Annotated in this window: 23 protein-coding genes; 9 read left to right on the forward strand and 14 right to left on the reverse strand. The window is 67.2% G+C overall.

Annotated features, from left to right (window positions below):
* The first annotated feature begins 211 nt into the window (after positions 1–211).
* From ACIBH4_RS38470 to ACIBH4_RS38485, 4 genes are all read left to right on the forward strand, one after another.
* A complete protein-coding gene (locus ACIBH4_RS38470) occupies positions 212–979 on the forward strand; it encodes a hypothetical protein (RefSeq protein WP_362520216.1) in 768 nt (255 codons plus the stop codon).
* A complete protein-coding gene (locus ACIBH4_RS38475) occupies positions 958–1,158 on the forward strand; it encodes a hypothetical protein (RefSeq protein ID WP_362520219.1) in 201 nt (66 codons plus the stop codon). The genes ACIBH4_RS38470 and ACIBH4_RS38475 overlap by 22 nt, the downstream gene beginning before the upstream one ends.
* 46 nt (positions 1,159–1,204) lie before the next feature.
* Positions 1,205–1,387, forward strand: coding sequence for a hypothetical protein (locus ACIBH4_RS38480; RefSeq protein WP_362520222.1), 183 nt, complete (start codon positions 1,205–1,207; stop codon positions 1,385–1,387).
* A gap of 219 nt (positions 1,388–1,606) precedes the next feature.
* Positions 1,607–2,182: a hypothetical protein gene (locus ACIBH4_RS38485; RefSeq protein ID WP_362520225.1), complete on the forward strand. Its 576-nt coding sequence runs from the start codon at positions 1,607–1,609 to the stop codon at positions 2,180–2,182.
* 60 nt (positions 2,183–2,242) lie between these two features.
* On the opposite strand, the gene ACIBH4_RS38490 is transcribed toward ACIBH4_RS38485, so the two are convergent.
* The 4 genes from ACIBH4_RS38490 to ACIBH4_RS38505 all read right to left on the reverse strand — a co-directional run bounded on the left by ACIBH4_RS38490 (position 2,243) and on the right by ACIBH4_RS38505 (position 6,377).
* Positions 2,243–2,869 (reverse strand): transposase, encoded by a 627-nt coding sequence (locus ACIBH4_RS38490; protein WP_362520228.1) that lies wholly within the window; start codon positions 2,867–2,869, stop codon positions 2,243–2,245.
* Between the two features lie 21 nt (positions 2,870–2,890).
* Positions 2,891–4,834 (reverse strand): primary-amine oxidase, encoded by a 1,944-nt coding sequence (locus ACIBH4_RS38495; RefSeq protein ID WP_362520231.1) that lies wholly within the window; start codon positions 4,832–4,834, stop codon positions 2,891–2,893.
* A 601-nt stretch (positions 4,835–5,435) separates the two neighbouring features.
* Positions 5,436–5,672, reverse strand: coding sequence for a hypothetical protein (locus ACIBH4_RS38500; RefSeq protein ID WP_362769878.1), 237 nt, complete (start codon positions 5,670–5,672; stop codon positions 5,436–5,438).
* Between the two features lie 231 nt (positions 5,673–5,903).
* Entirely contained in the window at positions 5,904–6,377 is a 474-nt protein-coding gene (locus tag ACIBH4_RS38505) for a hypothetical protein (protein ID WP_362769880.1), read from the reverse strand.
* Between the two features lie 226 nt (positions 6,378–6,603).
* On the opposite strand from ACIBH4_RS38505, the gene ACIBH4_RS38510 reads away from it, so the two are divergent.
* A complete protein-coding gene (locus ACIBH4_RS38510; RefSeq protein WP_362520240.1) occupies positions 6,604–6,966 on the forward strand; it encodes a nuclear transport factor 2 family protein in 363 nt (120 codons plus the stop codon).
* On the opposite strand, the gene ACIBH4_RS38515 is transcribed toward ACIBH4_RS38510, so the two are convergent.
* The gene (locus tag ACIBH4_RS38515) at positions 6,909–7,286 is read right to left on the reverse strand and encodes a hypothetical protein (RefSeq protein ID WP_362769882.1); all 378 of its coding nucleotides are present in this window, start codon (positions 7,284–7,286) and stop codon (positions 6,909–6,911) included. The two genes, ACIBH4_RS38510 and ACIBH4_RS38515, sit on opposite strands and share 58 nt — an antisense overlap.
* Positions 7,287–7,400: 114 nt before the next feature.
* Here ACIBH4_RS38515 and ACIBH4_RS38520 point away from each other — a divergent pair, with 114 nt between their 5' ends.
* Together ACIBH4_RS38520 and ACIBH4_RS38525 are read left to right on the forward strand one after the other, a co-directional pair.
* Complete coding sequence (locus ACIBH4_RS38520) at positions 7,401–7,643, forward strand: hypothetical protein (protein WP_362769884.1); 243 nt, start codon at positions 7,401–7,403, stop codon at positions 7,641–7,643.
* A 352-nt stretch (positions 7,644–7,995) separates the two neighbouring features.
* Entirely contained in the window at positions 7,996–8,175 is a 180-nt protein-coding gene (locus tag ACIBH4_RS38525) for a hypothetical protein (RefSeq protein ID WP_362520251.1), read from the forward strand.
* A gap of 344 nt (positions 8,176–8,519) precedes the next feature.
* Here ACIBH4_RS38525 and ACIBH4_RS38530 read toward each other — a convergent pair whose 3' ends face one another.
* The 9 genes from ACIBH4_RS38530 to ACIBH4_RS38570 form a co-directional block, all read right to left on the reverse strand.
* Entirely contained in the window at positions 8,520–9,755 is a 1,236-nt protein-coding gene (locus ACIBH4_RS38530; RefSeq protein WP_362520254.1) for an iron-containing alcohol dehydrogenase, read from the reverse strand.
* Between the two features lies 1 nt (position 9,756).
* Complete coding sequence (locus ACIBH4_RS38535) at positions 9,757–10,245, reverse strand: Ldh family oxidoreductase (protein ID WP_362769886.1); 489 nt, start codon at positions 10,243–10,245, stop codon at positions 9,757–9,759.
* A complete protein-coding gene (locus tag ACIBH4_RS38540; protein ID WP_362769888.1) occupies positions 10,242–11,702 on the reverse strand; it encodes an NAD-dependent succinate-semialdehyde dehydrogenase in 1,461 nt (486 codons plus the stop codon). The genes ACIBH4_RS38535 and ACIBH4_RS38540 overlap by 4 nt, the downstream gene beginning before the upstream one ends.
* A 76-nt stretch (positions 11,703–11,778) precedes the next feature.
* On the reverse strand, positions 11,779–11,943 hold the full coding sequence (locus tag ACIBH4_RS38545) for a hypothetical protein (RefSeq protein WP_362769890.1): 165 nt from the start codon (positions 11,941–11,943) through the stop codon (positions 11,779–11,781).
* Positions 11,944–11,978: 35 nt separating this feature from the next.
* Positions 11,979–13,055: an ABC transporter ATP-binding protein gene (locus ACIBH4_RS38550; protein ID WP_362520266.1), complete on the reverse strand. Its 1,077-nt coding sequence runs from the start codon at positions 13,053–13,055 to the stop codon at positions 11,979–11,981.
* On the reverse strand, positions 13,055–14,122 hold the full coding sequence (locus ACIBH4_RS38555; RefSeq protein ID WP_362520269.1) for an ABC transporter ATP-binding protein: 1,068 nt from the start codon (positions 14,120–14,122) through the stop codon (positions 13,055–13,057). Before ACIBH4_RS38555 ends, ACIBH4_RS38550 begins: the two co-directional genes overlap by 1 nt.
* The gene (locus tag ACIBH4_RS38560) at positions 14,122–15,033 is read right to left on the reverse strand and encodes a carbohydrate ABC transporter permease (RefSeq protein ID WP_362520272.1); all 912 of its coding nucleotides are present in this window, start codon (positions 15,031–15,033) and stop codon (positions 14,122–14,124) included. The genes ACIBH4_RS38555 and ACIBH4_RS38560 overlap by 1 nt, the downstream gene beginning before the upstream one ends.
* On the reverse strand, positions 15,033–15,983 hold the full coding sequence (locus ACIBH4_RS38565; protein ID WP_362520274.1) for a sugar ABC transporter permease: 951 nt from the start codon (positions 15,981–15,983) through the stop codon (positions 15,033–15,035). Before ACIBH4_RS38565 ends, ACIBH4_RS38560 begins: the two co-directional genes overlap by 1 nt.
* Positions 15,980–17,356, reverse strand: coding sequence for an extracellular solute-binding protein (locus tag ACIBH4_RS38570; protein WP_362520277.1), 1,377 nt, complete (start codon positions 17,354–17,356; stop codon positions 15,980–15,982). The genes ACIBH4_RS38565 and ACIBH4_RS38570 overlap by 4 nt, the downstream gene beginning before the upstream one ends.
* A 442-nt stretch (positions 17,357–17,798) precedes the next feature.
* On the opposite strand from ACIBH4_RS38570, the gene ACIBH4_RS38575 reads away from it, so the two are divergent.
* Positions 17,799–18,542: a GntR family transcriptional regulator gene (locus tag ACIBH4_RS38575; protein ID WP_362520280.1), complete on the forward strand. Its 744-nt coding sequence runs from the start codon at positions 17,799–17,801 to the stop codon at positions 18,540–18,542.
* Positions 18,543–18,638: 96 nt separating this feature from the next.
* Positions 18,639–19,208 (forward strand): DJ-1/PfpI family protein, encoded by a 570-nt coding sequence (locus ACIBH4_RS38580; protein ID WP_344744621.1) that lies wholly within the window; start codon positions 18,639–18,641, stop codon positions 19,206–19,208.
* Positions 19,209–19,222 lie beyond the last annotated feature (14 nt).

Genomic DNA, 19,222 nt, shown 5'->3' on the forward strand with positions numbered 1-19,222 from the left:
GAAGGTCATCGTCACTGCTTGATCGTCCTGTCTCGCCCTGCTTCACATCAAAAGGACTCATATGTCCGTGTCTCGCAGGAGTCTGACAGAGAGGGTCCCCCGTTCCGATGCATGGCGGCGCAACCCGGCCTGGCTCACGCTGGTCGACAAGGCGTACCTGATCGCCGACCACCCCAATTCGAATGAGCCGCAGACCTCAGCGGAGTGATCAGTGCGCGTGACGCTCGCACTAGTGGCCTTAGCCGTCTTTCTCTTAGCCATCTGGGCCGCTTTCCCGATGAGAAGCGGCGACGAGCTGGGCGGGCCTAACAGCCAGATCGACGCGCAGTTGTCCTCTGACGGCATAGTTTTCTTGAGCGTTCGCGACATCGACCTGCGCGCACGTCAGGTGACCGTCAGCGCGGACCTGCATCTGCGGCTACCCGACGTGGACGAAGAGGCTCTCGGGACGATGAGAGTCTGGTCGGGCGCCACTGGCGTCGCCAGGTCGGGCATCACCACGCAGACGGTTTCCACTCAGATCCGCTTGCGCGACATGTACGCCGTGTTCGCGCCGCTGCCGGATTTCAAGGTGCCGCTCACGGGCTCCATGGCCGCCTACCCGCACGACCGCTACTCCGCCAGGTTCCAGATTGAGATCACCGTCTCCGACGGCGTCGAACTGCCACCGCTGCCCGATGGAACGAAGCGGATGTCGCAGCGGACGCTCATGCTCTTCATCTCCACCATCAAACTTGACGACAACCTGAGCGACTGGACGCTCCCGCGCCTGGGCAGCAACGCGCACAGCTACTACGTGGACACCGGAGGCAAGGCCGAAGGCGCCCGGCCCGGCAGCAACGTGGTTCACCGGCTACGCCTGGACACGGTAGCGCGTCCGACCATCACTTCCTGCTGCAGAACGCCGTCGAACAGCTCTGGTCACGTCGCCGCGCTGCTCCCGCCGGGCAGCATTTCGTGGAGGTGTTCGCTCAGTTAGATCTCAGCCTGATCGAGGCGGTGTCGCAGGCCATACTGATCAACGACGCCGATCCCTCGCAGGGCTATTTCCGCATCACCGGTGTCATGACCTGGATCAACCCGCTGCATACTGAAGGCGCGTTGCGTGATGCGCTCAGTGTGAGCCGACGGATGCAGCGTTTCGGTGCCACCTATTAAAACGAGAAGCCGGAGAAAAGGTCACCGCGTTGAACGAGGAGGCCCGGTGAGCGGCGCCCGGCTTATGGACATGGTGTCCGGCGAGTCGTATCTGGAGAACGCTTTCGTCAAGTGGGTATTGAGCGCCGCCGCCACGGCGGGAATCGCGCGCCATGTGAGCGGGCAGTACCCGGTGACAGTCGGGGACCGGACTTACCGGTTGGACTATCTGTTGGAGTTGTGGAGTTGACCCGGTTTGGTGGACACCTGATCTCTGAGGAACCCTGGTTCCCAGAAGAAGGAGTTCACCAAACCGGGTCAACTCCAGCCGCAGCCCTTATCTGCTACCGCCGACTCGCCAAATGAGTCACCGTCTTAGCGTTGTTTTTAGTCTGGAAACTACGGACAAGTCTCTAACGGCCCTCAGAATGACAGTGTTGTCGTCTCAGGTCTGACAAGGAGCTTGGTTATGCGCTCAGCACTCCCACGCACGCTGATGGCAGCGGTCATCGCCCTCGCAGCAGTCCTCGTCCCGGCCGAGCCCGCGTCTGCGGGCATCTGGCAGCTCTCCGACGGCTTCGAACCGGCGTCGAACCCGGCCGCCCGGTGGACGTTCACCGACCAGGGCGACTGCGACACCCCGTACTTCCAGAGCGTCGGGATCGCCTCGCCCCGTACTGGCACCGGCATGGCCGGTTTGCGCGTCAGCAACACCGGCGGGTGGTGTGCGATCGGCCGGACCATCTTCCTCACCCCGGTGCCCGCCCACCCCGGCGCCCGCTGTACCGCAGGCGTCTGGCTGGACCTGCGCAACGCCGCGGCAACCTTCAACCTGGAGGTCATCAACCCGGCAGACTGGACCTACATCGCCCTGAAGACGGTACCGGTGGACCAGACGGTGGACCCAGGCTGGCGCTTGCACACGGTGAGCTGGACCGCGCAGCGCTCCGATGTCGTGCTGCGACTGACTGTGGCAAAGGCCTTCAACCACCAGTTCTCCCCACGCGCCGAACTCGACGACGTCGTCGTCCAGTGCGCCTACTGACTGTTCTGGCTCAGTGAAAGTGGCACGCGTCCAGCCCGAAACCTCTTGGCCGTGCCACCTTCATTGAGCCGGGACACAGTTGCCCGGCGCTTCGAGCGTGCCGGACGCCGAGCGGGTCAGGTTCGCGATCCGCAGGTCCTCGTGCACGATCACGTCGTAGCCGCCGACCAGCGCGAGGGCCACCTTGTGCACGCCGTCCAGGCGTTGGCGGCGGACCGTGGCATGCAGGGCCGCGACGCGGGCCACCGCTTTGCGACGCCGTATGGAGCCGCGTTTCTTGCGGGCGAGGTCGCGCTGGACGGCGGCGAGGCGCTCGGCGGACGCGGCCAGGTGGCGCGGGTTGGCCAGGTGCTCACCATCGGAAGTGGTGACCAGCCAGGCCACGCCCAGGTCGATCCCGACGGATGCGCCGATGGCGGGCAGCGCCTCGGCGGGAACGTCGTCACACGACAGCACAACGTACCAGCGCGAGCCCTCCCGCTTCACACCGATCGTCTTGACGGTGCCACGCACCGACCGGTGCCGGTGGACACGGACGTGGCCGACGCCCTGAAGGCGGACGTAGGTGGCGGTGGGGTGTTCGGGCTGGGAGTCCCACCGACAACCGTCACCGTCTTTCGGCCACTCGACGCTGTCGAACCGTCCCTCGCCCTTGAAACGGGGAAACCTCGGAATCCGCCCGACCACCACCTGCTCCGTCTGCGCCTCTCAGGCGCCGTGGTGACAGGGGCCGCCGTGGTGCCTGGCCGTGTCGGCGGGCACGTTCAGTGTGGGATTGCGGTCGAAGAACCCATAGGGCGTCAACGAGAATCTGGCATGGTCGACCGGCATCACCGGCCAGTCCTCGGGTCGCGGGAAGTGGGTCACGCCGAAGGTGTGCCACAGCACGATGTCTTCACCGTCCAGGGGGCGGTCGCCCGCGACGTACGCCGGTAGGCCGTCGCCGCCCGGATTCTGGTTGACGAACTCGCCGGCCGGATATCGCTCTTCGGACGCGTAGCGGGTGATCCACAGTTCTCGGGTGGTGAACGCCGCCCGGGCGGCGATTGAGGAGGAGTGGTCGGCCAGCAGGGTCGGGTTCTGCTCGGTGCGCAGGACGTAGCCGGTCGGCTGGCCGAGCCGGTTGGTGCGCTCGGTGCTCACGATGTGCCAGGTCCGCCCGACCGAGGCGTCCGCGCTGCGTACCCCCTGGGCCTCGCTGGCGATCCGGGTCCGGGTGTAGCTGAAGGCGTTGCCGTACGGGTTTTCCGATGAGAGCGGTACCCGGGCCGCGTCGACCTCGTCGACCGCGTTGCAGACGCCATCGACCATCATGTCGAGGCGGGCGCTGAACAGGTGCTGGTGGAACGGGGCGCCCAGGCCTGGGGCTACCTCGCTGGCGTAGGGCCACTCTCGTAGCCCGCGGTAGGCCGTGGTGAACAGGATGCCGGTGAGCTTGGCCTCGCACTCGATCCTGCCGTCGAGGTAGAGGTACCAGAAAAAGCCGTAGTCGTAGTTGCCGACCGTGGTGAAGAAGGAGATCACCAGGCGGCGCTGGCGGCGGACCTCGGCCGAGTTGGGGGTGTAGATGTCGGTGTGCTTCCAGAGCGTGCCGTAGTCCTCCTCGTGCAGGCAGATCGCGTTGGGGATCTGCTGCACGTTGCCGAGCTCGTCGGCCAGGTCGACGTCGACGTAGTGGATCTCGCCGAGACAGTCGCAGCCGTGGGTGAGCGAGTTCGCATACCGGCCGAAGAGGTATTCGCCGGCGTCGAAGTAGTTCTGCCAGAAGCGGACCGGCGCCGGGTCGCCGTAGGGCACGACCATCTCGGCGATGGAGGCGCGGTAGATGACCGGCCGCAGCTCGCCGTCGTGGTCGGGGTCGGTGTAGGCCACATGGTGGAGCACCAAGCCTTCGCGGGCGTCGAAGCCGAAGTGCAAAGACCAGTTCGCCCAGGTGATCCGGTCGCCCTGGACCTGGAACGACGGCCCGTCTGGCTGGGTGATCTCGATGGGTTTCAGGGTCTCCAACGGTGCCGGGCGCCCCTGCGGCAGGTGGAACGTGCTCGGCTCCTGCGGCAGCGGGAAGATACCGATGTCGATGACCTCGGTCGCCTTCTTCTCGATCAGGTCGACGTAGGCGCTCAGCCCGTCCACCGGGTGTGCCCAGACGTGGGCGTCGGGGTCGAGCGTGGCGAAGCAGAGCACCCGGATGATCCGCCTGCCCTCCTCGCCGGGCAGACCGAAGGTGCCGGCTGACAGCGGCGCGCATCTGACCTGCTCGGTGGTCAGGTCACGCCTGGCCAGCGCCTCGACCCAGGCCGGTTCCTGGGCGAGGATTCCCTCGACCGACATGAACTCTTCGGCCATGATCGGCATCGCGCCGCGGGAGCCGTCGACATCGACGATCGTGGCGACCGCGCCGGCGGTGAGGTCGACGCTGACGTCTCGGGCGTCGCCGGTCGTGGTGTCGAGCAGCAGTACCCGCGCCTGGCGGTCGGGTCTTGGCCCGGTGCCGATCTGGAAGGCGAGTACCTGCTGTTTGTGTGGTTCGAGTAGGCCGATGTAGACGAAGCGGACGCTCTCGCCGGCCAGGCCGGCCTCGCGTACCAGGGCGACGGTCTGCTCGATCTCGGTCGCGGTGAGGCTGGAGACCGGGGTGGTCAGGGGGGTCATGGGGTCCTTTCTTGGGTGGGTCGGCGTCGAGCCGCTCAACGCGACGCTCTGGGCAACAGCAGCGGGATCGAAAACGACGCGACGCCGCCGCTCTGGTCAACGACGGGACTGGCACTGGGGGCACTCAACGGTCACTTATGCGATTCTTGCGATCACTTAAAGTCACTATCCATGGCTGCGTCCTGCCGCGCAACTGGTGAAATGACCCAAACCAGCTCCGAGAAGACCCCAAATGGCGGCGTCGTTGCCGGTGCTGCCGTGGTCCTTGGGGCGGGAGGGCACTGTCTTCACTGCCGTGGCGCCGGTGGCAGGGCGCAGTACGGACGCGCAGAGCCCGGCCTGCGCGCGGGCCTGTTCGGCACATGGTTATGCCTCTGCTGAGGTGCGACAAGAGGCCATGGGGGTGGACCCGCCGACGACGGCCGGGCTCCAGCCGCTGCGCGGGCCGCCCGCGCTGACGGCTCGAACCTGCGGGTGCGCTCCTCGGGCATCATGCACACGGTGGCGATGACGACCTGGCTGGGCGGGGAGCGGATGCCGGGCCCGGCGTGCATGGTCGGAGTGAGCGGGCTGGGACCTGGGCGCCACCCACGTTCGGCGGTCAGGAGATGGCCGGGCTGCGGCGCTCGATCAGCACGACGTCGCGCCAGCGGCCGTGGTGGCGGCCGATCCGTTCCCGGGTGCCGATCACCCGGGACCCGGCCTTGATGTGCAGGGCCAGGCTGGCGGTGTTCTCGGGGAAGACGTCCGACTGGATCGTCCAGATCCCGGCCGTCTCGGTGGAGGCGATCAACGCCGCGAGACGGCGGGCATCGAGATGGCTTAGGCCCGTGATCAAGCGCGCTTAGGGGCTGGTGGCCTCAGCCGTTAACGGCAGGCCGCCACCTCTGGTGAAGGGGGTTGACGACCTAGGACAGCACACCAGTCTTGTGCGAGGCGCTGGCTACGATCGTGGGCCAAACTCACAGCGGACGTGCCATGTTGAGTTGGGCCCGGGCACTCTGCCGGCATTATTTCCAGTGGGTTTCCCCGGCCCGTCCTAACGCAGCACCCCGACACCGGAGCCCGTTCAGCCGGTGAGCAGGAGGCTGTCGACGAGGCCGGTGGCCGAGGAGATGGGGGCGGTGGCCGAGCAGGCAGCCGGGCAGGCTGGTGTAGTAGCTGATGCCGCTGGTGACGCGGGTGGCGGCGTCGCCGAGGTAGCGGCCTGCGGTGACGGTGCCGGTGGCGGTGACCAGGATGGGCACACGTTCCAGGCGATGGTGCTGGTGCCGCCGGTGGCATCGGTCCAGGTGACGGTTTCGGTGGTGGCCGGTCCTGGGCCGAGGGTCAGGCAGGCCAGGCTCACCGAGACGCTTTCGGCTCCGGTGCCGGTCGAGCCGATCAGGCAGGTCACCGCATCATCGACCACCGGATCGAGACCGAGATCGGCCACCGACTCGGACTCGATCACGGCGAGGTGCGCATCCTCAACCTGGGCGGCGAACTGGTCATCACCAACACTGCTCTGCCGGACGCGCTCGAAGCCGCTCTCCGCTGACACTCTTAGGGTGTCTCTTCAATCCTCGACCGTCGCGAATCACAGAAGACGTGAACTCGCGACGGTCTGTTTTTCCGGGCCGCCGCGCACCACTTCAACGGCCTGTCGGGAAGCCTTCTAAACCCGACACCCACTCACCGACGATCGGAGTCCCTGGATCGGACTGCAAAGATCAGCCGAGCGTGAACGTCCTGGCGCGGATACGGCGCTGGCTGGGAGGGTGGACCTCATGATGGAGGACTTGCGGGACGCCGAGCGCCGACTCCAGGCCGCGCAGCTCGCTGGAGATGCCGAGGCGCTGGATCGGCTGCTGGATGATCGGCTGATCTTTACCTTCGGTGCGAACGTTGCGACCAAGGCGGACGACCTGGAGCTGCACCGCACTCGGACGCAGGTGATGACGAAGGTGGCCGAGGAGGAGCTGACCGTGCTCGCCGATGGACACACCGGGGTGACGTGGTTTCTCGGCACCGTCGAAGGGACCGTCTCCGGTACGCCGTTCGCGGCCAGGATGCGCTACACCCGTACTTGGCTCTACGGCGAGACGCACGGCTGGCGAATCATCGCCGTGCACGCCAGCACGACCGATTGACATAGCCGACACGTTGTCCGTAGCTCCTTCTCGTTCGCCTTGGCCTCGGCGATGATGTCTTCCAGCGTCCGCTCACCGACCACCGGATACAGGGCCTTGCGGACGATCTCCTCCGGTAGTTCCAGCGCCGCCGTGGCGAGCTTCACCAAGATCCCGTTCTTGCCCTGCACCCGCCGGAACTCGGCGTCGAGCTCTCCCATGATCTTCTTCTCCGCCCGCACGCTGATCTTGTGCACGAGCTGGATCAGCGGCTCCACCAGCCCGTCGATCAGCTCCGCCTGCCGCACCTGGCACAACGCGGCCAGCAGGGTGAGGCGCACCGGCGGTCCGCCGCCTCGAAATCGGACAGGTACATCTTCATCGCCCGGGCCCGCCGGCCCGCCACGACCTTCTCCGAGACCTCCTCGAACAACGCGGTCCGCAGACCGATCGCCTTGACCCGTTCCAGCTTCACGATCTTCGCCAGCAGCGTCTCCAACTGCAGCGGCCCCGGGTCCTCCTTCAGCTCCTGCAAGACCTTCCGCGTCCCCCTCCATCTGCTCTCCCTCGGCCACGTGACCGTCACCGCCGTCCGCGCCACCAGCGCCCCCACCGACCCCAACACCGCCAACGACACCGCCAACGACACCGCCACCAAGACCTGCCACGTCATCTCCATCATCCTCGCTACCTGCTGACCAACCCCCAGCGGACCACCTGACCCACCAACGACCACAGCACAGCGGCCGGGACTCACCAAGCCCCGGCCGCACCGCAAACGAGGGACCGCCACGACCTATGGTCAGGGTGATCTGACCAGCGACAACTGGCCCCATGCGCGCGCATTCTGGCCCCACTTGTGGATCTTGGGTAGGCGTGAAAGGGACCCGGTAGTAATGGCGGTGAAACCAACGATGTTGCTGCTGACCTGCTGAGACTCCTTGAGAAACATGATCACGGGACGGCAGGCCAAGCTCTATCCATGCAGGTCAAACCCATATCCGTTGGATTTTCCGCGATTGCTACCGGGACCCCTACTACGGCCTGGCGGTGGAGTCGATGCGCGAGGCCGGGCGGCGCATCGATGATGAGGTCCTGGAGCACATCTCCCCGGCACACAGCAAGAACATCAACTTCTTCGGTTCCATCGAGGTCGACATCGAAAGCGAGCCGGCCCGGCTCGGACCTACGGGGTACCGGCCGTTGCGCGTGCGCGACACCCTGGTTTGACGCGCAGGGGCCCATCCTGGCAGACGGGCGACGAGGCCCGAAGCGCCGGCCACCTGTTGGGCGGGTAGTGAAATGATCTTGGGGTAGTGGCCGGCCTGGTCGGGACCGAGAGCAGATGCGATCACGATTCGGTTGTTCACTCGTGTCGATCCATCCGCAGTGGAACGATGACGTTATGTCACCGCGTGGAGCGAGGTGGGCCGGTGGGGTTGTGGCTGGCCTGGTGGGCGCGCAGCCGTGCGCCAGGCCTGGGAATGGGCGTCTCGGCTCCTATTAAGGCGTGACCGACAATTCCGATACCCAGGGTGGGGCAGGGAACTCGTCGTCATGTGAAAGGCCCGTCACTATCTCTGCTCCGGAGTCAGGACGTGTCGGGTCCGGTCCCCGATCCAGGCCGCTTCGAGGATCGCGGTCAGGCTGGCGGTGTCGGTCGGGCCTGGATGGTTCTGGATCAAGCGGGTGACGCCACTGGCCATCTCCGCGAAGCGCGGGAGGTCGGCGCGTGCCACGCCGATGTCCGCCAAGGTGGCGGGGATGCCGATGTCGGCAAGGAGCCCGTCGAGCCAGGTGAGGAACGTATCTGCGGCCTCGGCATCCGAGGCGTCGGTCACGTCGAGCCCGCACACCCTGGCGAGGATGGCCAGCCGGTCGCCGATGGCGTCCCTGGCCGCGTCCAGCGCGTAGGGCAGCAGCAGCCCGACGCCCAGGCCGTGCGGTGTGTGGGTGGCTGCGCCGATGGGGTACTGGAGGGCGTGCGGAGCCGCGTTGCCCGCGTGGGAAAACGCGAGCCCGGCCAGCATGGACCCATAGGACATGTCCGCGCGCGCGTCCTTGTCGCCTCCGTCCCTGACGACACGGGGCAAGCTGCGGGCGATCCGCTCCGCGGCCAGGAGCGCGTAGTGATCGGTGATCGGGTTGCGGCCGAGGAAGACCTGCTCCACCAGGTCGCGTGGTCCGTGGGCCCGGGGTCGCGCGGTGTAGCTCTCCACCGCGTGACAAAACGCGTCGATGCCGGAGTGGGCAGTGACGGTCGCAGGGCAGGTGTAGGTGAGCTCGGGGTCGACGATGGCGAAGTCGGGCACGATGTGGACGCTGGAGACCCCCACCTTCAGCTCGCGGTCCGGGTCGGTCAACACCGAGACGGGCGTGAGCTCGGAGCCGGTGCCTGACGTCGTCGGGACCGCGACGAGAGGAATCGTCGGCCCCGGCACCCTCGACTCGCCGTAGAAGTCGCGCGGCGTCCCACCGTGGCACCGGATGACGCCGACGATTTTGGCGAGGTCGATCACCGTGCCACCCCCGATGGCGAGGATTACGTCGGCGTCCACCTCTGCGGCGACCGAGACGGCCAGGGCGACATCGGTGAGTGGCACGTCCGGAGTCGCGTCGGCGAACACCCCGACGACTTCGACCTTCTCCCGCACGGCGGCCACGATCTCGGCCACGCCCGGCTGCCCCAGAAGAACCCGGTCGGTCACGATGAGGACTCGCGAGCCACACTCGGTCACCACTCGTGGGATGTTCTGCGCGACCCCTTCGCCCACTATCAGCTGGCGTGGTCCGCGGACGGTCTCAAGCATGTCAGTGCCTCTCTGGAACGTCGGCGGTGATTTGCTGGGCGGACGTGCAGGTCACCTGCGAGACCGGGACGGCGTCGGCAAGGTCGGCTGCCGGGTGGCGCAGGCGCGCGCCGGGCGCCCGGACCCGGTCGTGCCCGGGCGCCCTCGGGTCCATCGCGATGAGGACGTCGCCCTCAGTGGGCGGGTCAGCCGGGTCGAGGGTCCCGCGGACATCGTCGCCAAGGGCGGTACGAGTCAAGGTCGCGACCAGCACCCCGATCATGAGCCCGAGGGCGTGGCCCTTGGGACCGCCGAAAGGGCTGATCGCCCCATCCACCGCCGCGGCCGCGTCTGTGGCGCGCACATCGGCGGAGTCGACGGTGTCCCCGGGTGCCGGCGGAGTTGTGCCGACCGTGGCCCGGGTCCCGCCCCACGGGTGGAGGCCGGTCAGGTCATGTGTGCACAGGGCGCGGTGATCCTCGGCCGGCACCCGGAGCAGCAGGCCGGTCACGGTAGGTCGATCGCCGCGTAGGTGACGTCGAGGTACTCAAAGATGCCCTCGTGCGACCCCTCCTTGCCGATCCCGGACTGCTTCACGCCTCCGAACGGAGCCGACGGGTCCGAGATCAGGCCACGGTTGACGCCGATCATCCCCGTCTCCAGCCCCTCGGCGAACCGGAGCGCCCGCTGGAGGTCACGGGTGAAGACGTATCCGGCCAGGCCGTGCTCGGTGTCGTTGGCCTTCGCCATCACCTCGTCGTCGGATGTGAACGAGATGATCGGCGCCACCGGGCCGAAGATTTCCGCCTCCAGTATCTGTGCGTCTTCGGGCACGTCGACGAGGACCGTAGGCGGGTAGAAGTGGCCCGGCCCCTCCGGACGCTCGCCGCCCACCAGGACACGGGCGCCGCGATCGACCGCGTCGGCGACGAGCTCGTCGATCTTGGTGACCGAGGGCTCGTCGATCAACGCCCCGACGTTCACGCCGTCGTCGAGACCATGGCCCACCGAGAGCGCGGCCATCCGCTCGGCGAAGCGCGCCGTGAACTCCTCGCGCACCGGCTCCTCGACGTAGATCCGGTTGGCCGCGATGCAGGACTCCCCGATGTTGCGCATCTTGGCCACCATGGCACCGTCGAGCGCGACGTCCAGGTCCGCGTCGGCACACACGATCAAGGCCGCGTTGCCGCCCAGTTCCATGGAGGTGCGCAGCACGTTGTCCGCCGCCTGTCGTAGCAGCACGCGCCCGACCTCGGTCGACCCGGTGAACGAAAGCTTGCGGGTCCGGCGGTCGGCCAGCAGTGCTGAGACCACCTCACCGGAACGCTTGGTCGTCACGACGTTGACGACGCCCGGGGGAACGCCGACCTCCTCCATGATGCGGGCCAGGAACAGCATGGTGAGTGGCGTCTGGGCTGCCGGCTTGGTGATCGTCGTGCAGCCCGCCGCCAGCGCAGGAGCGATTTTGCGGGCCCCCATGGCCAACGGAAAGTTCCAGGGCGTCACGAAGACGCACGGTCCGACCGGCTTCGGCACGGTGAGGATGCGATATCCACCAGCGGGAGCGGTGTTGTAGCGCCCCTCGACGCGCACCGCCTCCTCGGCGAACCAACGGAAGAACTCGGCGCCGTAGGCCACCTCTCCCCGAGCCTCGGCGAGCGGCTTGCCCATCTCGAGCGTTATCAGCCGGGCGACCTCCTCGGATCGCTCGGTCAGTGCCCGGTACGTCGCGGTCAGCAATTCCGACCGTTTTCGCGGCGGGGTCGCCGCCCACTCCGTCATTGCCTTGCTCGCCGCGTCCAGAGCGGCGAGCCCGTCGACGACGTCGGCGTCCGCCACCTCGGCGATGGTCTTGCCGGTGGCCGGGTCCTCGACGGCAAAGGTGGCTCCGCCGGCGGCGTCGCGCCAGGCGTCGCCGATCCGGAGCCGCCGGTGCTCGGGGGCCAGGACGTTCATCGGGTCACTCATTGCGTCGCCTCCTGTGATGTTCTTGGTGATGTCCGGCGTGACCTCGGCGATCGCGCCACACGCGTTGACGAACGGGTCACATGACCTGGTCGGGGTCGAGGTTGCCGAGCGGGTCGAACGTGACCTCGGCCCTGGCCGCGGGGCGATGCCCCGCGCCACCGATCGCCTTCTGGGGCCATGGCCGCTTCGGCGTCGTCAGGCCGTGCTCGCCGGTGACGGTCCGCCGAGGCTCGATTGCCACGTGCGGACGCATGTCGACGTCGCCGCCCCGCGCGGTTACCTCCCGGCCTCGGACAGCGCCAGCCCGGTGCCGGCATCGAACAGGTGCGCACGGTCCAGGTCGACCGTGACAAGCAGCCGCTCGCCCGGCGTGCCGGTGACGGTGGGGCGTGCCTTGATCTTGAGCATCTCCGTCCCCACCCGGACGTCGACCACCGTCCGGTCACCGAGCGGCTCAAGGCCGTAGAGCTCACCCGGCAACGACGCGCTCCCACGCTGCTCGACGGACAGGTCCTCCGCGCGCAGGCCCAGCAGCAGCGGACGACCGTCCTCAGCCGTGGTCCAGCGGGGCCGCGGCAGCGTCCAGCCTTCCGCCCCGACCAGACGATCTCCCTCGGCGTGGCAGGCGAGCAGGCTGATCGCCGGGCTCCCGACGAAGCCTGCGACCCACTGGTTGGCCGGACGCTCGTACACCTCGGTCGGCGTTCCGACCTGCTGCACCTTCCCCTCCTTGAGGACCGCGACCTGGTCGGCCATGGACAGGGCCTCGACCTGGTCGTTGGTCACGTAGATGAAGGTTCCCCCGAGGCTCCGGTGGATGCGGGTGAGCTCGGTGCGCATCTCGACGCGGAGCTTGAGGTCGAGGTTGGTCAGCGGCTCGTCCATGAGGAACGCGCGCGGGCGACGGACCAGTGCCCGGGCCAGGGCGACACGCTGCATCTCACCGCCCGACATCTGCGCGGGACGACGCTGCAGCAGGCGTTCGATGTGCAACAGGCTCGACATCTTCTCGACGGCGGCGGCGATCTCGCTGGAAGAGCAGCGGCGTGCCCGCAGTGGCGAGGCGATGTTCTCGTACGCCGTGAGTCGCGGGTAGAGGGCGTAGCTCTGGAAGACCATGGCCAGGTCGCGTGCGGCCGGGGTGTCACCGGTCGCGTCTCTACCGTCCAGGTGCACCGACCCGGCGTCGAGCTTCTCAAGGCCGGCGATCGCTCGCAGGGTCGTCGTCTTGCCTGCCCCGGAGGGCCCCAACACGACGAAGAACGAGCCGTCCGGCACGTCCAGCGTCACCCCGTCGAGGGCCTGGACTTTACCGAAGGACTTGGACAGCCCGTGTACTGCCACGGTTCCCATCAGGCCACCAGCTCTTCCGTGCTCGCGTCGTAGACGGGCGGGGGCCCGCCGGTGTGCCGCAGCCCGACCGGCGCGTCGGCAGCGAAACGGACGGTCAGTGGCATCCGAACCCGTACGTCGCGCCGGTCGCCGTAATCGACCACGTAGATGATCTCGTCGCCCAACCACTCCGCCGAGAGCACGCGGGCCGGGACCGAACGTTCCGCCCCTGGTTCCGTGACTTCCAGCGCCTCCGGCCGGACGCCCGCGACCAGGGAACGGTCGCGTGGCAGGTTCGGCGGTGGCGCGAGGGCCAGTCCGCTCTTGCTGCGCAGTTGCCCGTCGGCCAGCTCCACCTCGATCAGGTTCATCGGCGGGGAGCCGATGAACGCGGCGCAGAAGAGACTCGCCGGACGGTCGTAGACCTCCAGCGGTGTGCCGATCTGCTCGACGCGGCCCTTGTTGAGGATGGCGATTCTGTGACCGAGCGACATCGCCTCGACCTGGTCGTGGGTGACGTAGACCATCGTCGTCCCCAGCTCCCCTTGGAGGTGCTTGATCTCCGTGCGCATGTCCGCCCTCAGCTCTGCGTCCAGGTTGGTGAGGGGTTCGTCCATGAGGAACGCGCGCGGTCGTCGCACCAGGGCGCGAGCGAGCGCGACGCGCTGCTGCTCCCCGCCGGACAGCCGGTGCGGTCGCCGGTCCATGAGCGGACCGAGCCGCATCAGCCGGGCGGCCTCGTCGACCCGCTCCTGCACCTCCTGCTTGGGCAGTCCCTCGGCCCGCAGGGGGAACGCCAGGTTGTCGCGGGTTCTCAGATGGGGGTAGAGAGCGTAGAACTGGAACACCATGGCGATGTCGCGCTCGGCGGGCGGCAGGTCGTTGACCAGCGTGTCGCCGATGCGGATGTCGCCCGTCGTCTGCCTCTCCAGGCCGGCTATGGCCCGCAGCGTGGTCGTCTTGCCGCAGCCCGAAGGGCCGAGCATCACGAACAGCTCGCCGTCGGCGATGGACAGGTCCACGTGCTCGACCGCGACCGTCCCGTCCGGGTAGCGCTTGTGCAGCGCGGTCACCTCGATGCCCGCCATCAGCGTCGCACCGCCCCGAGCGTCACACCGGCGACGAGGTGCTTGCGCACCAGGTAGGCGAAGACGAGCACCGGTAGGGCGAACACTATGGAGGCGGCGGCCACGAGACCCCAGTCCACAGTGGTTCCGCCGATGAGGCCGGCGATGGCGGGTGGGGCCGTCCGCACGGCGTCGCTGGAGGTGAGGAAGATGGCGAACACGAACTCGTTCCACGAGAAGATGAGGGCGAAGACCGCCGTCGCGGCGATGCCGGGCAGGAGCAGGGGAAGGGTGAATTTCCAGAACGCCTGCAGGCGGGTGTAACCGTCGAGCATGGCGGCATCCTCGTACTCCGCGGGCACCTCGTCGACGAACCCCTTCATCATCCAGATCGTGAACGGGACGTTGAACGCGGTGTAGATGAGGATCAGGCCGAGCTTGGTGTCGAAGAGTCCGACTTGGCGGTACATGAGGAAGATCGGGATCACGACCACCACGGGCGGCATGAACCGGGTGGACAGGATGAAGAACAGCTGGTCCTTCTTGGCCTTCACGGCGAAGCGTGAGTAGGCCCAGGCCGCCGGGACCCCCAGCACGGTGGCCAGCACCGTGGAGACCCCGGCGACCACGACGGAGTTGAGGAACGCGCCGGACAAGGTCGAGGGACCGCCACCGGAGGCGACGAAGACGTCCTTGAAATGGTCCAAAGTGACCGTGAAGTTGAAGAACTTGGCCGGGATGGCGTAGACGTCCCGGTTCTCCTTGATGGACGTCTCGATCATCCACAGCACCGGGAAGAGCATCACGGCGGCCAGCACGGCCAGCAACGCGATCTCCAGCACGGCGCGTCCCCGGCCGCCGAAGCGGCGCCCTGGGGGCCGGTGATCCTGGACAGGACCTGGGGACACGGCCTCGTCGACGGAGACGGCCATCAGTCCTCCTTGAGCTTGTTCAGGTAGCGCATGTAGAGCTGCGCGAGGACGATGACGACGAGGACCATGAGAATCCCGTACGCCGAGGCGGTTCCGGTGTTGAAGCCCAGGAACGCGACCTTGTAGACGTGGAACGACAACGTCTCGGTGGAGACCCCCGGACCTCCGCTGGTGAGGATGTAGACGAGGTCGAACAGCCGGAAGGCCTCGATGGCCCTGAACAGCACGGCGATGAGGAGCAGCGGCCACACCAGCGGAAGAGTGATGGTGCGGAACCGGAACCACTCGGACGCCCGGTCGATCGAGGCGGCCTCGTACAGGTACTTGGGGACCGCGGTAAGGCCCGCGAGTGCGATGAGCATGATGAACGGCGTCCACTGCCAGGTGTCGACCACGATCAGGGAGATCAATGCCGTGTTCTGCCGGGTGAGCCACTCCACCTGCCCCAGGCCGAGCGAGCCGAGCATGCTGTTGATCACGCCGAACTGCGCGTCGAGCATGAATCGCCAGAACAGCCCGACCACGACCGGCGACAGCATCATCGGAATCAGGAACAGCGTGGTCAGCAGTCCTCGCCCGTGCGTGCGCCGTGAGATCAGGTAGGCGATGGAGAAACCGAGCACGGTCTGCAGGGTGACCGCGCCGACCACGTAGATCAACGTCGTGAAGGCCCTCAGGTGGACCTGCGCCGACGTCAGGATGGCGGTGAAGTTCTCGAACCAGACGAAAGTGGCGGCCCCCCCGCGGGTGGCCGAGTAGTCGGTGAACGACAGGTACAACGCCCACAGCAGCGGGAACACCGACATCGCGAGCAACAGCAGCAGCGCGGGGGAGATGAAGGCCACCGTGAGCCAGCGGTCGCTCAGGTGGCGGGACCGCCCCGGTGCAGGAGGCGTCTGCGACGCCTCCTGCACCGGGTGGTCCGTCGTCAGAGAGACGGGGTCACTCACAGTCCGCCGCCGCCCTTGCGGCCGGCGGAGTCGAGCACGCCCTGCTGCTCCTTGGCGATGTCGTTGAGCGCGTCCTTCGGGTTCTTCGCGCCGTTGAGAGCCGCGTTCACGTTGGTGTTCTCGATGTCGATGAGGCGCGCGTACTCAGGCACGTTCCACATGTCCCGCATCCGGGTGACCGAGTCGGCGTACACCTGGTTGAACGGCCCGGCGTTGAGGAACTCGGGCGAGGCCAGGGCGTCCGTACGCGCGGGCACACCACCGGCGGCCGCCCACTTCTTCTGGATGTCAGCCTGCTCGAACCACTTCATGAAGTTCAGGGCCTCCGCCTGCTTCTCCGGGGAGGAGTAGGCCGACACGTGCATCCCCATGCCGCCGAGCGGCACCAGGTCCGTCTTCTGCTTCGGCAGGGTGGCGAAGCCCAGCTTCTCGAGGATCTCCTCCCGCGTGGTGCCGAGCGTCGACTCCTTCGGGTCGAGCAGGCCGCCGCTCGCGGCGATCCAGTTGAACGCGATGCATGCCTTGCCCTGGGCGACCGCCGCGTTCACCTCGTCGATGAACCAGTTGCCGGAGCCCGCGGCGGTCAGCGGCTTCATCTTGTTGACCAGGACGTCCATCGCCTCCTGGCCCGCGGCGTCGTTGATGACGCCCTCGATCTTGCGCGCCTTGGAGTCCCAGAGTTTGCCGCCGTAGACGCCGTTGACCGTGTTGTAGGTCACGGCCGCGGCGTCCGAGCCGTTGGCCTGGTGGAAAGCCAGCCCGCTGACGCCGGGGTTGTCCGTCTGGCACTTCTCGGCGGCTGCGATCATCTCGTCCCAGGTCTGCGGCGGCTTGTCGCCGATCAGGTCCTTGCGGTAGATCATCGTCCAGGTGTCGCCGAGCAGCGGCAGGCCGTACAGGCTGGCGTTCTCGTCGCGCTGCCCGGTCTCCGCCTGGGGGTACTGGCCGTAGGCCGCCAGGAGGTACGGGTTGTAGGCGTTGACGTCGATGTTCTTCTTGACGAAGTCGGTGATGTCGAGGATGTTGCCGTTCGTCACGGCCTCACCGATGTGCTGCGAGTCCAGGATCGGGATGTCGAAGTCGGTCTTGTTCGCTGCGAACTGGGTGAACATCGCGTCGTGCCAGTTCGCGTTCGGCACGGTGTTGACCTTGATGGTCACGTTCGACCGCTCCTTGGTGTACTCCGCGTTCGCGAAGTCTTCCAGAGCTTTGGCGGGGGGCCACTCGAACCAGATGAAGCTGAGGGTCAGCGGGTCCTTGGTGAGCTCCGGGATGTCCGCCGGCGCCTTGGGGGCGCTCGCCGCGCCGTCGTCCTGGCCGCCGCAAGCCGCCATGGTCGTGGCCACCAACATGGCCACCGTCGCCAGCTGCACCTTTCGAGTGGAAACGGACAGTCGTCCTATCCGCTTGGGATACCGCATCCTCTTGCCTGCTTTCTGGGGGGTGGGGACTTTTGGAGCCCTGCTGTGTGCTTCGCCGAGCAATTGCTGGGTTGTTCAGGCGTGTTGCCGGCTGTCGCAGGGGCTGACCTGCGGACCGGCGTCACGAGTACGCCGCGACGTGATGGGGCTTCAGGCAGTCGAGAGGTCCTTTGGTCCTTGTGGGCCCGATGGCGAATCGAGTAGGACGTCGAGCATGCTCATGGGAGCTCCAACTGATCGAAGCGGAGCGATGGCGGGCGGTTCCCCGATGGGTGAAGGATGGCTGGCATCCGCCACCTTTCCTATACGATCCGGGTGGGGGCGTCAATATCCCGTAGCGTTGCGACCGATGTCAACAGGTTCCCGAAGGCGCAAGAAAGGACCTCTCGTCACGATGGACGACGAAGCGATGATCGCGCGGCGCCGTGGGGCCATGAGGGGCGGAACGCCGCCGGGGAGATCTCGCGGCCGACTTGCCGACGAGGTGTACGACACGCTGCTCGGACAGCTGATGTCGCTACGGATCGAGCCTGGCTCGCGCGTCACGATCGACGCTTTGGCGCGAGAGCTGGGGGTCTCGCAGACGCCGATCCGAGACGCTCTGAACCGCATGGAGGCCGAAGGCCTGGTCGTGCGTGTGCCGCATGCCGGTTATCGCATTCCTCCCCAGATCACCCGTCACCGATTCGAGGACATGGTCGAGGTCCGCCTGCTCCTCGAGCCGGCAGCGGCGCGCAGATCCGCCGAACGCGCATCCTCGAAACAGGTGGCCGGTCTGCGACGAATGCTGGAGGAGATGGCGGAGCTGGAGGGGGGCGACGGTGCCATGGCCTATGGCGCCTTCGGGCTACGCGACGCCGCTTTTCACGATCTCATCGCCCTGAGCGCGGAGAACCAGGTCATCCGCGAAGCGCTCGCTCGCCTGCACACGCACGTGCACCTGTTCCGGCTTCTCCACGACACCCAGGTCACTCACCTGGCCATGGCCGAGCACGAAGAGGTTCTGGCCGCGATCGCCGCGCGTGACCCCGATGCCGCCGCCTACGCCATGCGTCGGCACATCCTGCTGTCCGGCGAGCGGTTCCGACGATTGTTCGACGAGGCCCAGGACGCGGACGGAATGACGGCAAAGGCTTGACGGGCGGGCCGGGCCGAGGAATGCTAACCCAACCGGAGCGGATCGGATCGGATCGGATTGGATCCATCTCACCCGCCCAGATGCGAGGAGAAGCAGGTGCCCAGAGCGCTGCTCCTGACCGGCGACGCCGCCGAGGAGCTCGACACCATGTATCCCTACTATCGTGTGCAGGAGGGAGGCTGGGACGTTGACGTCTCGTCACGCACCATGCGTGACGTTCAGCTTGTCATCCACGAGTTCGACCCCAACTCCGACGCCTACGTGGAGAAGAACGGCCGAAAGCTGCCGGTCGACGTGCCCTGGGCCGACGTCGACGTCGAGCGCTATGACGCCCTCATCATCCCCGGGGGACGCGCCCCCGAGTGGATCCGGGTCGACGCCGACGTCAGGCGCATCACCGAGCACTTCTTCGCGCGCAACCTCCCGATCGCGCTGGTGTGCCACGGCGCGCAGGTCCCGGCCGTGTACGGGCTGCTGAAGGGCCGAAAGACGGCGTGCTTCCCCCCCATCACCGGCGACATGGAGAACGCGGGCGCGACGGTCATCGACGCTCCCGACGTCGTGGACGGCAACCTCGTCTCCTGCCGCGGCTGGCCCGACATGCCGCAGTTCGGCCGGGCGATGATGGACGTCTTCTCGAAGTCCATCAACTCCGCATCCGCATGAGCACACCGGACCGG

The organism is Streptosporangium sp. NPDC050284 (assembly GCF_044459525.1).
GTDB lineage: Bacteria > Actinomycetota > Actinomycetes > Streptosporangiales > Streptosporangiaceae > Streptosporangium.

What these genes read in the sequence shown, in the direction of transcription:
- ACIBH4_RS38485 (WP_362520225.1), top strand. Translation starts at nt 1,607, where the DNA reads ATGCGCTCAGCACTCCCACGCACGCTGATGGCAGCGGTCATCGCCCTC.
- ACIBH4_RS38495 (WP_362520231.1), bottom strand. Translation starts at nt 4,834, where the DNA reads ATGACCCCCCTGACCACCCCGGTCTCCAGCCTCACCGCGACCGAGATC.
- ACIBH4_RS38510 (WP_362520240.1), top strand. Translation starts at nt 6,604, where the DNA reads ATGATGGAGGACTTGCGGGACGCCGAGCGCCGACTCCAGGCCGCGCAG.
- ACIBH4_RS38530 (WP_362520254.1), bottom strand. Translation starts at nt 9,755, where the DNA reads ATGCTTGAGACCGTCCGCGGACCACGCCAGCTGATAGTGGGCGAAGGG.
- ACIBH4_RS38540 (WP_362769888.1), bottom strand. Translation starts at nt 11,702, where the DNA reads ATGAGTGACCCGATGAACGTCCTGGCCCCCGAGCACCGGCGGCTCCGG.
- ACIBH4_RS38550 (WP_362520266.1), bottom strand. Translation starts at nt 13,055, where the DNA reads ATGGGAACCGTGGCAGTACACGGGCTGTCCAAGTCCTTCGGTAAAGTC.
- ACIBH4_RS38555 (WP_362520269.1), bottom strand. Translation starts at nt 14,122, where the DNA reads ATGGCGGGCATCGAGGTGACCGCGCTGCACAAGCGCTACCCGGACGGG.
- ACIBH4_RS38560 (WP_362520272.1), bottom strand. Translation starts at nt 15,033, where the DNA reads ATGGCCGTCTCCGTCGACGAGGCCGTGTCCCCAGGTCCTGTCCAGGAT.
- ACIBH4_RS38575 (WP_362520280.1), top strand. Translation starts at nt 17,799, where the DNA reads ATGGACGACGAAGCGATGATCGCGCGGCGCCGTGGGGCCATGAGGGGC.